Annotated in this window: 12 protein-coding genes and 4 tRNA genes; 10 read left to right on the top strand and 6 right to left on the bottom strand. The window is 45.7% G+C overall.

The genetic code is table 11. The features are described from left to right. Positions 1-54: 54 nt before the first annotated feature. Positions 55-705, top strand: coding sequence for a hexitol phosphatase HxpB (gene hxpB / locus K6Q96_RS08175; RefSeq protein WP_251879395.1), 651 nt, complete (start codon positions 55-57; stop codon positions 703-705). A 318-nt stretch (positions 706-1,023) separates the two neighbouring features. Then, positions 1,024-1,227, top strand: a complete 204-nt coding sequence (locus K6Q96_RS08170) for a CPXCG motif-containing cysteine-rich protein (protein WP_062661675.1) — start codon at positions 1,024-1,026, stop codon at positions 1,225-1,227. A gap of 75 nt (positions 1,228-1,302) precedes the next feature. Here the strand turns inward: K6Q96_RS08170 and K6Q96_RS08165 are convergent, their stop codons facing one another. Then, positions 1,303-1,914: a riboflavin synthase subunit alpha gene (locus K6Q96_RS08165; protein WP_251879392.1), complete on the bottom strand. Its 612-nt coding sequence runs from the start codon at positions 1,912-1,914 to the stop codon at positions 1,303-1,305. 154 nt (positions 1,915-2,068) lie between these two features. Between K6Q96_RS08165 and K6Q96_RS08160 the strand changes: the two genes are divergently transcribed. Both K6Q96_RS08160 and K6Q96_RS08155 read left to right on the top strand, forming a co-directional pair. Continuing rightward, positions 2,069-3,439, top strand: a complete 1,371-nt coding sequence (locus tag K6Q96_RS08160; protein WP_251879391.1) for an MATE family efflux transporter — start codon at positions 2,069-2,071, stop codon at positions 3,437-3,439. A 111-nt stretch (positions 3,440-3,550) separates the two neighbouring features. Then, positions 3,551-4,543, top strand: a complete 993-nt coding sequence (locus K6Q96_RS08155) for a DUF3080 family protein (RefSeq protein ID WP_251879389.1) — start codon at positions 3,551-3,553, stop codon at positions 4,541-4,543. Here K6Q96_RS08155 and K6Q96_RS08150 read toward each other — a convergent pair. The 5 genes from K6Q96_RS08150 to K6Q96_RS08130 all read right to left on the bottom strand — a co-directional run bounded on the left by K6Q96_RS08150 (position 4,538) and on the right by K6Q96_RS08130 (position 10,220). Next, positions 4,538-6,643, bottom strand: coding sequence for a peptidase domain-containing ABC transporter (locus K6Q96_RS08150; protein WP_251879387.1), 2,106 nt, complete (start codon positions 6,641-6,643; stop codon positions 4,538-4,540). The two genes, K6Q96_RS08155 and K6Q96_RS08150, sit on opposite strands and share 6 nt — an antisense overlap. 1 nt (position 6,644) lies before the next feature. Then, a complete protein-coding gene (locus K6Q96_RS08145) occupies positions 6,645-7,883 on the bottom strand; it encodes a beta-barrel domain-containing protein (protein ID WP_251879385.1) in 1,239 nt (412 codons plus the stop codon). Between the two features lie 4 nt (positions 7,884-7,887). Further along, the gene (locus K6Q96_RS08140; RefSeq protein ID WP_251879383.1) at positions 7,888-8,883 is read right to left on the bottom strand and encodes an MvdC/MvdD family ATP grasp protein; all 996 of its coding nucleotides are present in this window, start codon (positions 8,881-8,883) and stop codon (positions 7,888-7,890) included. Positions 8,884-8,904: 21 nt separating this feature from the next. Next, entirely contained in the window at positions 8,905-9,882 is a 978-nt protein-coding gene (locus tag K6Q96_RS08135; protein WP_251879381.1) for an MvdC/MvdD family ATP grasp protein, read from the bottom strand. A 128-nt stretch (positions 9,883-10,010) separates the two neighbouring features. Next, positions 10,011-10,220, bottom strand: coding sequence for a microviridin/marinostatin family tricyclic proteinase inhibitor (locus K6Q96_RS08130; RefSeq protein WP_251879379.1), 210 nt, complete (start codon positions 10,218-10,220; stop codon positions 10,011-10,013). A 701-nt stretch (positions 10,221-10,921) separates the two neighbouring features. Between K6Q96_RS08130 and K6Q96_RS08125 the strand changes: the two genes are divergently transcribed. The 6 genes from K6Q96_RS08125 to K6Q96_RS08100 all read left to right on the top strand — a co-directional run bounded on the left by K6Q96_RS08125 (position 10,922) and on the right by K6Q96_RS08100 (position 12,896). Continuing rightward, positions 10,922-10,998, top strand: a tRNA-Val gene (locus K6Q96_RS08125). A gap of 26 nt (positions 10,999-11,024) precedes the next feature. Next, positions 11,025-11,101 (top strand) — tRNA-Val (locus K6Q96_RS08120). Between the two features lie 33 nt (positions 11,102-11,134). Beyond that, positions 11,135-11,211 (top strand) — tRNA-Val (locus tag K6Q96_RS08115). 49 nt (positions 11,212-11,260) lie between these two features. Beyond that, positions 11,261-11,336 (top strand) — tRNA-Val (locus tag K6Q96_RS08110). A gap of 381 nt (positions 11,337-11,717) precedes the next feature. Continuing rightward, the gene (locus tag K6Q96_RS08105) at positions 11,718-12,281 is read left to right on the top strand and encodes a hypothetical protein (RefSeq protein WP_251879377.1); all 564 of its coding nucleotides are present in this window, start codon (positions 11,718-11,720) and stop codon (positions 12,279-12,281) included. Between the two features lie 258 nt (positions 12,282-12,539). Continuing rightward, a complete protein-coding gene (locus K6Q96_RS08100; RefSeq protein WP_251879375.1) occupies positions 12,540-12,896 on the top strand; it encodes a DUF2750 domain-containing protein in 357 nt (118 codons plus the stop codon). Positions 12,897-13,275: the final 379 nt, after the last annotated feature.

Here is a 13,275-nt window from a genome sequence, read left to right as displayed (position 1 = left end):
ATCATCAGTCAAAATAAGGCGCTTTGGCGCCTTTTTTCGTTTTAAGGAACCTTTATGATCCAAGCAGCTATTTTCGATATGGACGGCCTTTTGGTTGATTCAGAACCCTTTTGGCAAGATGCTGAACTTACAGTTTTTCAAAGTCTGGGGGTAAAAATCACCCGCCAGGACACCATTGATACCACGGGCATTCGCATAGATCAGATTGTTAAGCACTATTACAACACTCAAGGTTGGGAAGGCCCTTCTTGTGATGAAGTGTGCGATATGATCCTCGACAAAGTGATTGAGCTAGTTTCTATTCATAAACCCATGAAGCCAGGGGTGATGCACGCGCTAACACTCTGTAAAGAGGCGAATCTTCGTATTGCATTGGCATCTTCTTCTCCCATGAAGCTCATCAATGCTTCTTTAGAAGCGTTGGGTATCGCTTCGTGGTTTGAGCAGTGCCACTCTGCTGAACACCTTAAATATGGTAAGCCTCACCCAGAAGTATATTTAAATGCTGCGGAGAGCTTAAGGATTGCCCCTCAAAACTGTATTGCGTTAGAAGATTCTTTCACTGGCCTTTTGGCAGCAAAAGCGGCTCAGATGCGCGCAATTGTCGTGCCAGAACATAAGGTTGCGGCACAGGATCGTTGGGTGATCAGCGACGTGAAACTTAACTCGCTAGACGAATTAAGCCCGGAAATGCTGGGGGCTTAATCTCTAATATGAGGGCAAAGTGTCGAGTTTTGCCCTGTTGTTTCATTTCCTTCTTGAACGTCATTCACAGTTCGCAACCCTCATTCACACTCTGTAATAATTTCGCACGTATCCCAACCAGAGCACCGGATACATCTGTTACATACCATTTCTTAAGCTAATAATTCGAAGCGATTTTCGGTGTGCGGTCATACTTTTTTCTTATTTCACTGAGCAAACATTCTTAGGTTCTTAAAATGGGAACACATGGGCGATTCAAGAAACAGCTATCTTTGCATCGTCATGTAATAGGCTCGCAGTTCAGATAGGGAGTTGAACATGCAAAATTTTACTGAAAGAGGGATCGATTGTCCGCACTGTGGACATAGGATTCGCATTACTTTGGATACCAGCGGCGGTGATCAGGAATTTTATGACGATTGTCCGGCATGCTGTAACGCTATTCATTTGAATCTCATCATCGACTCTCAGCACAAAACCATCAACTTATTCGTAGATGCTGACGACGAGCAGATTTTCTAAAATTTTCAGGCAGTCGATATAAGAAAAGCCAGCTGTAGCTGGCTTTTTCATTTTTCAGCAATCACTGAACAAGACTTAAGCTTGTTTCGCAGCAAGTACCCTCTCAACGGTATCAACCACCGCCTGCGTTTGTGGGTCAACCTCAATGTTCACCATATCCCCTTTCGCTCGCCATCCCATATTGGTTCTCTGCAGTGTTTCAGGGATCAAGTTCACGCAGAAACGGTTATCTTCAACGGCACCGATGGTCAGACTGATACCATCAATGCCAATGTAGCCCTTGTCAAAAACATACTTGGAGATATTTGCCGGCACCTCAAACCACACCTGGCGATTGTTCTCTGACTCAATGACATCAACCACTTCGGCTGTACACATTATGTGGCCAGACATAGAGTGACCGCCAATTTCATCACCAAACTTAGCCGCACGCTCAAGGTTTACTCTATCGCCTTCCTGGATGCTACCAAGGTTAGTCAGCGCCAGTGTAGCCTGCATCAAATCGAACCAAACCACGTCGCTGTCGATTTTTGTCACGGTCAAACAGCAACCGTTGTGCGCAACTGAAGCGCCAATTTCCAATCCTTTGCGCATCACATCGTTCATATGAAGCGCATGGCTCTGAAAATCTCTCTTTTTTTCTATCTGAACGATTTCTGCGGTGGTTTGAACAATACCTGTAAACATAACTATTCCTGTTAACAGCATCTGGCTGTATTAACTGTGATGCAAACAAAACACTAAATTTTAGCGAATTCCCAAAAGTATCCATTGTCGCTTTACAATGCAAACGTATAATACAACTCCTTTTTCAGCCTCACTTTTCTTTCCGGAGTCATAGGTGCAAAACTATCGCCTGGAAGCCAAATCCATCATTAAATTGGGGATCCCTGTCTTCATTGCGCAGCTAGCGCAAACTTCAATGAGCTTTGTCGATACCGTGATGGCAGGCGGCGTCAGCGCAACTGATATGGCTGCAGTAGCTGTCGCTACCAGCATCTGGCTTCCTTCAATTCTTTTTGGCATTGGTATTTTGATAGCGATGGTACCCATCATCGCACAATTAAATGGCTCTGGTCGGCAAAACAAAATCCCATTTCAGGTTCAGCAAGGCATCTATCTGGCTATCTTACTATCGGTTCCTATTGGACTTTTGCTTTACAACGCCAGCCATATCATCAACTACATGAATGTTGAAGAAGCTTTGACTGAGAAAACCATCGGTTATCTCTATGCCGTTATCTTGGCCGTACCAGCATTCTTGCTCTTCCAAGTACTACGTAACTTAGCGGAAGGTATATCACTCACCGTTCCAGCAATGATCATTGGCTTTATTGGCCTTGCCGCCAATGTGCCGTTGAATTGGATTTTTGTTTACGGCAAATTTGGTGCTCCCGCGCTTGGTGCTGTCGGTTGTGGTGTGGCAACCACTATTGTCTATTGGCTGATGCTGATAGCCATGTTTGTTTATGTCTTGGTCAACAAACGACTGAAGGCTATCAATGCATTTACCAGCTTCACTGCTCCAGACATTTCTGCACTCAAACGTATCTTCAAGATGGGCTTACCCGTCGCAGCGTCGATATTCTTTGAAGTCACCATGTTCGCCGGTATTGCACTCCTGATTTCACCACTGGGCTCTATCATTGTCGCCGCACACCAAATTGCGATGAACTTTGCCTCTATGGTGTTCATGCTACCGATGAGTTTGGCGACAGCAGTCAGTATTCGCGTCAGTCACCAACTGGGTGAAAAATCGACAGAAGGCGCTGCAAGAGCAGCCAAGCTCGGCATATTGATTGGACTGACAACCGCCATGGTGACAGCCACACTGACCGTAATATTCCGCGAGCCGATAATTCTGCTTTACAACAGTAACCCTGAAGTTGTGCTTATGGCAGCTAACCTTATGCTACTCGCCGCGGTCTACCAGTGTATGGACGCTATCCAGGTCGTCGCTGCCGGTGCGCTTAGAGGATATAAAGACATGGGGGCTATCTTCATTCGTACCTTCATCGCTTACTGGATACTGGGCGTGCCGATTGGCTACATTCTCGGTATGACAGATTTGATCGTTGAACCAATGGGTGCTTACGGCTTCTGGGTAGGCATCATCATTGGCCTGACATCGGCAGCGATTATGCTCGGCATTCGCCTTCGTTGGATCCGCAAACAGTCGAACGAATTCCAATTGGCGATGGCAGAAAAATAAACCTTCACTGCCCTTCTTCAAAATCCCGGTTCTGATACCGGGATTTTCTTTTTGGATCCCGCTTCTTTTATACTTCGTACCATGACTATGATTTCTTGAAAATGCTAGAAAATGGTTAATCGAATTGCCGTCATCATTATTGCTCTGTTCCTGCTTTCAGGCTGTCTGGAACCAGACAAGGCACGTGCGCAATTTGAAAACTATCAAACCCGCCTCGCGAATGTCGTCAACACTGAACCTCTGCCATTAGAGGAAAGCGACTATATCGAACTTCCCAGGAAGCGGGACTTAAAGCTGCCCGTTGGTGACGTGCGTATGGGCTTACTTGATGCTTACGAACTAAGAGAATGCGGTCTGTTTCAGCTAATCGCTGACAGAAACTCCATTCTCGGCAAGGTTCAGGACGCCTTCAGGCAACTTAACTACGAAGTATCGCTATTAAACACACTTGAACTTTGTCTAGCAGACGTCGAAAGCGATGCCCTTCGCGAACAATTACTCAACGCACAGAAACAGAAGCAACAGCAACTCAGTACGGTGTACTGGAACACGCTGGTCAGCAGTGACGCGTGGCGTCAGCAACTCACACCTGCAAGTGTTAGCCTGATTGCGCCTGATAAACCCTTCCCTCATAGTGAAGCGCTTCTGGCCATCAACGCATACGCTAATCTTTACGAGAGGGGCACCGACATTGTTTCGTTACAGGAGCCTATTGAGAAGCAGCGTTATCTTGGCTCTGTTTTTCATTCCATGGATGAAAGCACCCGCTGGCTTAACACCATCACCAAACAGCTTTATCGCGATGACCTCTTGGTGATCTGCGGCGCAAACCGGGACCCAACCCGCCTCAACTACCTCAGAAACGTATTCGATAAGTTTTTCATCGGTGAAGTGCAACCATACCTATCGAAAATTAACGGGCTTTATCTTGATGCCCAGCCTGCGCTGGAAACCCTCCACAGGCAATTGCCAGAAAATGACGTTTTCTTGAGCTACAACGACGCCTATTTTGCCGGCAGCCACTATCAGAGTTTCCAAAAGGCAGTAAAAGATCATGTAGGATACTGGCAACAGCTATTTCAACGCTGCAATGTGCAGCTATAGTGCTGCCATATCAATGACTCTATCAGCACTTTGAATCGTCTCTGGACGGTGGGCAATCATGACTCTGGTGAGAGGCAATGAAGTAATATTCCGTGTTACGTTTCGCTCTCGCTCAACATCCAAACTACTGGTCGCCTCGTCGAGGTAAAGAATGGCGGGTTGTCTATACAAAGCCCGAGCCAACAAAAGGCGCTGCATCTGCCCACCAGAAAGGTTGGATCCCATGTCAGCAATTAAGCTTTGATAACCCATGGGTAGGCGGGTAATGTCCTGATGAATATCAGCAAAATAAGCGCACTGATAAATCAATTCTTGATTGGGTTCAGGTGAAAAGAAAGCAATATTATCTTCAACGCTTCCACTAAGGAGAACATCGTCCTGCATCACAGAAGCAATCAATTTCCGGTAGTTCACCAAACCAATGTCCCTGATATCCTCACCACCCACTCGTACCTGCCCGGATGTAGGCTGCAGCAGACCTAGCATGATTTTTATCAAGGTCGACTTACCGCAACCCGAAGGACCGACAATAGCCACACACTCGCCAGGTGCTATGCGTAGGTTAATATTTTTGAAGAGATAATCTGACTGTTCAGAATAGCGGAAGGAAACATTCACCAACTCAATTTCCCCGCCCAACCGTTCGATTTCCCGACCATTGTCTCTGTGCGCTTCCTGTTCGTGCATAGCGATATCAGCAATACGGTCAAGGTGTAAGCGCATCATCTTAAACAAAATCAATTGCTCGATTAAGGCCGTAAACCGGGTGGTTAACTGCGCTTTATATGCCAAAAACGCGAATACCATACCCACAGTCAGAGAACCGCTCATCACGCCCGTCGCCGCCAGATAGATCACGATGATATGTTCCAATCCGAAAAGGAACTGCCTCGCCGCCTCAAAACCAATATTCAGTCTACCAAGACGGATATCCGAATTGATCACTGACCCATACAGATTCTGCCAGTGACTCTGACGCGTGGATTCTGCGTTAAAAAGCCTAACAGTTTGCATTCCCCGAACGGTTTCAAGAAACTGACTTTGCTCTTTGGCTTTGGCTTCGATAGAGGCTTCAGTGACCTGTTTCAGCCTTCTGAACATCACCAAACGCAAAGCCAGATACAAGAGCACAACCGCCATGACAACCGCTGTCAATGTGGGGCTGTAAATCAGCATCACAATCAAAACCGTCGTCGACATCACGCCATCAACAACAGTTTCGACCAGCCCTGTCGTCATTCTCTCGCGAATATCAGCAAGAGAACCAAAGCGGGAAACGATATCACCCACATGGCGCGTTTCGAAAAAACTCATCGGTAAACGAAGTAAATGGCGAAGCAGATTCGCTCCCATCTGCAGGTTCAGTTGACTCGATAATCGCAAGATCAGCCAGCTCCGAATCGCGGTCGTGACTGTGCTGAACAGAAGCAACAAACTGAAACCCAAAGCGAGCACAATAAGCAAAACATCATCGTAGCGAACGATGACCTCATCGAGCACAAGCTGGATATAATAGGGATTCGCCAACACAAAGATTTGAAGCAGAATAGACAACACGATCAGGCTAGTTAGCGCACCGGTAAAGCCTGAAATCTTTGTCCACAGTTGCGTTAAAGACATCTTCTGCCGTTCATCGGCTTTCTTGAAGTCGGATGTCGGCATAAGCTCTACAGCAATACCTGTGTACTTCTCGCTAAATGACGAAACAGATAGCACCTTCGGCCCTGTTGCAGGATCATTGATGAAGACTTGGTTTTTCTTCACTCCGGTTAACACCACAAAGTGGTTTAAATCCCAGTGAAGAATACAGGGCAAGCTCAGCTTTCCCACACTTTCAAGCGGACACTTGATGGCTCGGGCCACAAGACTCAGTTTGTCGGCAGCCTGAATAAGATGATGAACGGTCATCCCACTTAGGCCAGCAGAAAAACGTTTCCGCACTGAAGGCATATCCAGCTTGTGACCATGATAGCTTGAGACCATAGCAAGACAGGCAAGGCCGCACTCTGCTGCTTCAGTTTGCAAGATAGGCTTGACCGACTTCTTACCGGAGTACTCGATCAATGAAGTGATATGAGGATCCTGATCGACGACTTGCATACTAAATTTTCCCTAATAAGCCGTAGAGTGGCTCAAGAATCCAACCCAAAATACTGCGGCTTTCCAACACGATATCAGCTTCCAGCCTGAGGCCATTTTTTAGAGGGTATTCATGACCGCCCTGCTCTATCACAGCTTGTTTCAGGGTCACCCGAATCCGATAAGAAGGTTCCGAAATCGGAAAAACAGCATTCTCTTGTTGAATCAGTACGCTATCAATCAAAGACACTGTGCCTTCTACGTAACCAAAACGCTGATAAGGAAATGCATCGAGACGGATCTTTACCAAGTCTCCCGTTTGAACAAATCCCGCCGAACGCGTTGGTAGCATGAGTTCTGCCACCAAGGTCGCCTCTTCCGGGATGATGCTAATTAACCGATCTCCCTCCCTGACAGCTTCACCATTAGTGGCAAAAATGCCGGAGACATAACCATCCTGGTTCGCCGTCAGCACATGACGATGGTTAGCCAGCGCGATACTGTAGCGTTGCCTGAGTGAGGACTGCTCTTTCTGGCGCTCAAGCAAATTCAATTGATACTCTTCCGGCAACATTGCGAGATCTGAAATAGCAGTATTGCGGTTTTTCCTTAGGGCAAGTTCCTCAGCCAAAATCCGCTGCTGCTGAGTTTGAAGGTCAAGTAACTCGCTCAACTCAACTCGCATCGATTGTGCAGAGATATGGCCGTCATCGAACAGACGTTGGTGCAACGAATGTTCCTCTTTCGCCAATATCATCTTTCGCTCTATCAGATTTTTTCGCCCTTCGATAGCCGTAAGTTCTGCATTCAAATCTGAAAGCCACTGCCGTTGTTTATGCATGACTTTTTCATGAAGCGCCTGTTGGTGGGTTATTTCCTGAGAGATCGTAGCAATCTGGGTTTGAAGTTCTTCTAACGTGCTCGCGTTGACATCGACACCATTTTCAAGCTCGCTTTTCGAGCGAATGGTCACCAATGGCTCTCCATTTATTACCTGCTCGCCATCCGTCACATGGACACGCTCGATGATGCCTTCATTCAGGGAAACAGACTGGATAACACCTAGGTCAGGGACGAGATATCCCTGAACCGTCTCTTTACGGCTGTACTCAGCAAAAGCAAGAAAGAGTGCAATCAGGGTCGTGGCACCAACCAAGAGGAAAATAGTGAGGGTCAAAGGCATGGGTTGCAGCAGCAACACCTCACCCTGAAGGCGCTGCTTTCGGGCATTTAAGACGGCTTGGCGATATAACTGGCTCAAACAATCAGACCTTACTGCGACCGCCAGCAAGCAGGTTTTCGGCAATCGCTTCGCAGATACCCAGTTGCTGGAAAGCATCCATCCAATAAAATTCACCACAAGGGTTAATTTCCAGGAATTTGTACTCACCTTTTGGTGTCACAATGATGTCCGCCGCCCCGTAGTTAAGACCGAGAGCCACAGTTAATTGAACCAGCTTGTCACTGATCTCTTGCGGCAACTCATAAGGCATCCACTTATCCAGGGTATGCTGACCTCGTTTACGCCAATCCAACTCCATGCCTGAGACTTCATTGGGATTGATCGCCGCACAAAAGACCTTATTACCAACGACGGTGGCACGAAGTTCGACTTCTTTCTCAATGTGCGCCTGAAACACCATAGGGCAAAGATTGAGACTCTCTAACTGCTCCAGGTGTGGCTCTTCAACCTTGTTGGTAAACACCACTTGTTCTTGCCCGTCTTCCCAAACAGAAAAAGACGTCTGCATCTTGGTGATAATGTTCCCTTGGTTAGCGTGATAAAACTCGCGCACCGCTTTTGGGGAGTTGGTTGTCAGCGTGTTGGGAAGATCGAGACCGACTTTACGTGCCAACATCAACTGAAATTCTTTGTTTGAAGCGTGGCGAATAGACCAGTAGTCATCCAGCTTGAAACAATCAAGGCTGTCCATGTAGCCGAGCAAAGTCCGTTTACTCTCCTCAGCGGAAGGTCCTTTAAATGACGCTTCCATGTCCTTGGGTAATCCTTTGGCTGGCTGAAAACGGCGATACCACAGCGCGAGTACTTCGCCGCTTTCTACTGCAATACCCGCTTCGGTAATCAGACGATTATTGGAGCCTTCGTTGGTTTGGTGGTTTTCTATCGTTACCTGGGTCGGGAATAAGTCGGAATTAAGCCGAACGGCTTGTATACCCCTTTCTTTGAGGTATTCGGAGACAACATCAATAGATGGATTATCGTTTGAATGTGTAACGATAACGACTTTATTCTTTTTCACACTACTTCCTTAAACCTCAGTTCACGCACTATGTCTCAACAGGCACTTAGCAATACTTTCCGAAATCGGCATTCCTGTGTCTTTCTCCAACATTCCCCATTCTCCTGCCGGGTTGACTTCCAAAAACTGGTAGTTGCCTTCAGTGTCCAAAATGAAGTCAATCGCACCAAACTTCAGGTTCATGCTGCCCATAAAGCGGGAGATATTTTCTGTTACATCACAGGGCAAGCTGACTTCCTCCCACTGCCTTATCGGGTCAGCTTTTCTCCAATCCAATTGCGCTTTACTCTGTTCACTCACATCGATGCTGGCTGCAAAACAATCGCCATCTACATATGCCACCCGTATTTCTGTGTCTTTAACCACTTCAGCCTGAAAAATCATCGGTGAGTACTTCAGGCCATCGAGTTGGCTTAAATGCGCTTCAGTGATTTTGGATGTATAAACAAAGGCTTCAGGCCGTCCCATAGATACACTGAATGGTGTGTGCATCTTGGCGACCACCTGACGATTTTGGGCAAAATAGAATTGGGTCACCTTCTCAGGATCATTTGAAATCAGAGATGGAGGAACTGATAACCCCGCACGCTTTGCCGTCATCAATTGGCGCCATTTGTTTTCCGCACGGAATTGAATGTCAGGATGATCCAGCCAAAACGCATCGAGACTATGAAGCAGCCCCACCTTTATCGTTTCTGATTCGCGGATAGACTGTTCTAATAACGCTTCGTCAACATGGTCCTTCAAATCACAATGGCGGTTCTTCCGATGCCATATTGCTGACACACGGCTCGCTTCTATGTCTCCGATTGTGGTTTCGATATGTACTTCATTATTTCCTATATCAAGACATCCGCTCATTTTGAACCCGAGAGGATAAGCATCAGAATTAATCCTTAGACCAATCGCACCTTGACTATTTAAATGCTCAATTACCCAGTCAACAGGATAAGAATCATCAGAATGCGTGACACATAATACAATTTTATTTTTTTTCATTGTGCATCTCGCAAAACCGATATGATGTTCAAACAGAAAGTTTGTTCTTCGAAAGAAATAAACATTAGAGAAAATGAATGTAATTCATATAAAAATAGTGGCTCTTCCGAGCCACTATTTAATCGCTTTTAGCGCAGGAATACTGGCGCGTCGAAGCCTTCATCATCATCTGATGGGTGTTTCATTGTGACGTAAATTGGCTCTTTAGATGGGTCAAAATCACCTGGAAGATCACCTGGTTTAACAAAATCAAGACCGCCAGCCGCTTGCTTCGTCTCTTCTGTAGTCAGAGTTTGCGCTTCCATAAAGTTGCTGAAAAATGGTGTATTTTTGCTCATGGTAAGAGTCCTTTTACTTTTACAATCATTTGTATGAAAAACGGCCAATCAGGCCAGTCCACATTTCGTCGTTCTGTGTCAGCACATTGAATTGCCCCTATAAAACAAAAGGTAACGCCTCAGACGTGCCACATTAGACAATACAAACTTACAATATATGAATAATCATTCTGTAAATTATAAAGCCTGCTTTAGAACCAAACCCTATTTGCTATATAAAAACTAACCTGAATTTCATTTTTTTTGCGTAGCAATCAATAAGTTTCAACATGAATAACACATATGAATAAATATTAACCACACATCAATTGTCTAATATTTAATCAAATAAATTCAACTAACGTTAAAAGAAAAATATATCCTTACTTCTATTAATTGCTTTTAGCATGCTTGTTTATATTTTTATTATTTACCCCATAAAGACACAAGGAATGATTTAATTAAAGCAATTAGCAACATATTATTTTGCATTTTTCACACATTCACATCCTCTTACTATGCAAGTACCTACATAGATCGCGGCCCAGACCACACTCCTTTTGCCCCTTCTCGACCGCATGTAAACCAGCCAAGTTGTGCAGCAAACCACCAAACAGACGCCAAACCGAAAAAAAGTCAGGTTTTACGCTTGCGTGCAAAGTCCCTACTCGCTAATATTCATCCCGCTTTCAGGGAAAGCAGGCTGATTATCAGTAAGATATGCGTCTGTAGCTCAGTTGGTTAGAGTACTACCTTGACATGGTAGGGGTCGGCAGTTCGAGTCTGCCCAGACGCACCATGCTCTCTCTGGAAAGAAAACACTTTGCGTCCGTAGCTCAGTTGGTTAGAGTACCGCCTTGACATGGCGGGGGTCGGCAGTTCGAGTCTGCCCGGACGCACCAACTCCTTCCCTAACCAGGATGGAATCAGAATTTGGGTCTATAGCTCAGTTGGTTAGAGTACTACCTTGACATGGTAGGGGTCGGCAGTTCGAGTCTGCCTAGACCCACCAAATTCCAATAAACGCACTACCCTTTCGAGGGCATCCCAAGCGTTTATTCGGGCGATTAGCTCAGTTGGGAGAGCACCTCCCTTACAAGGAGGGGGTCACTGGTTCGAGCCCGGTATCGCCCACCACTTCAAAAAGCCTGCTTTCGAGCAGGCTTTTTTCGTTTTTATGTCTTCCGCTTTCAAGCGACTGTCTAAACATCTCTGCACACTGATACAAGCCCACTGAGTCACCATACTTGAATGTCTCCGAGTCACAGAGAATTGAATGCTCAGCGTAAATGCACAAATCGAATCTATCAGCCCGCTCCTGTCTAAATGCTTCTAAGAGCCCTTCCCCCATTTCCTGTGTTGAGAAAACGTTTCGTGAATGGGTTCTTTATCTTATCCTCCGGCCCAGCGCACGTTATCTTTTTTCCTCACTTTGCCCACGCTCTCCTGTCGCTTAAGCTATCTAGCCAGGCAGGTAAGGAAGTGCCTATTTTCACCATGTGGTCTAAAAGAGGATGTATGAAGCTAATTTTAAGCATTCTGGGAAAGTTGTGGGGCGCTGCAGTTTTCGCGTTTATTGCTCTGCAGTTCTATAAATCATCAGGCAATGAAATTCCTGATGTCTTTGGAGGTTACGTCGAATCCATCGAACAACTGTTATTTGCTTTCGTCAATTCAGAATGGTTCTTTGCTGTATTTGTCGTGGGTTGGTTCGTTGCCTGCTACTACCTTTCAAGAACAAGTGGCTGGAGTAAGCTTGCTGATAGCTATCACTTGGTTTCCAAATCAGAACCAGACTTGAGTTTTACGACCCATAGCGGCGTTATCGGCGGAATACGTCATAAGGGAACGTTGAGGATATCGACAAGCCCAAAAGGGTTATACGCAAAAATGTTACTCCCTTTTAAATTTGGCCATAAAAATTTATTTATACCTTGGTCTGACATCGAATCAGCTCACTTGGACCAAAAATCAAATCTGCTCAAGTTCAACTTCCGACACTTCAAAGACCTGAACTTTGAGCTACACAACTCGAACGGACTAAACGAGAAGTTACCCAACAGCTTGTTCAAAGGCATGTAATATATTTGGCTGCCCCTCGCAGCCAATCCCCTCTTCCCCACTTCCTTTCTTTGAACAAAACCTTCGCAGTTGACTCCATGCGATCGGGTTCAAGCGTCGATTTAAGCAATATATGTTAGATTCATCGGGTCACTGAGACATTAGTGACCATCGGCAGGGGCTGCTACTTAGCCACTTATCAAAGTTTTGTGAATACAAGCGATCAAAGCAGTTTTGGGCAGATTGATAAGCGCCCGTTATTCAAGCATTAGGAGTGTCATGAGTATTTCATCAGTACATGCAGCAGCTTTTTACCGTGAGGTTGCAGCCTCAGGTGTCGTTTGGAGTATAGAAGATACTGGTGGCTTTCCTGCTCCGCGAGGTAGTGGAGGCTCGCGAGCAATGCCGTTTTGGTCTTCTCAGTCTAGGGCGCTATCCATTGTAAATAATGTACCGGCATATTATGGCTTTGAACCTGTTGCAATCGAATGGGAGGTCTTCTGTGAAACGTGGATTCCTGGCCTATCTCGTGATGGTCTATTGGTCGGAGTGAATTGGTCTGGTAAGACTGCAAAAGGCTTTGACATTACCCCTGCTCAAGTGAAGCTTAATGTTGAGGCTTTGCACCGAACCTAAAATGAGACTGTGTCGTCTGTAATCTAGGTAAATCGTAAAAAGCATCACCCAGACTGAGAACTTAGGTAAGATTTCCGAACACTTGCGACTGAGTATCGTGTTCACCACGTTGATGGGACACGGGTCTTTGGTTGCTTAGAGTGTGTGTCCCTGTTAGTTCCTGCAGTAAGCATTTGACCTGTCCAGTCAACTAACTCATTTCTGACTGAAGGTATTGCTCAATTAGCACGATAAAAGTATTAATCTCTTTCTCATAGACTTCGAGATATTGGCCCCCCTTTCCATCATCAAAGAAAGCTTCTATCCTGCTAATCAGTGTAGGAATTGGCTTCAAGTTACTTGATAGGTAGCACCCAATTATATGATTCACATAACAAAC

This window comes from Grimontia kaedaensis (genome assembly GCF_023746615.1).
In the GTDB taxonomy this organism is placed as follows: domain Bacteria; phylum Pseudomonadota; class Gammaproteobacteria; order Enterobacterales; family Vibrionaceae; genus Enterovibrio; species Enterovibrio kaedaensis.
The sequence above is the reverse complement of the archived record's forward strand: the minus strand, read 5'-3'. Positions and strand labels throughout refer to the sequence as shown.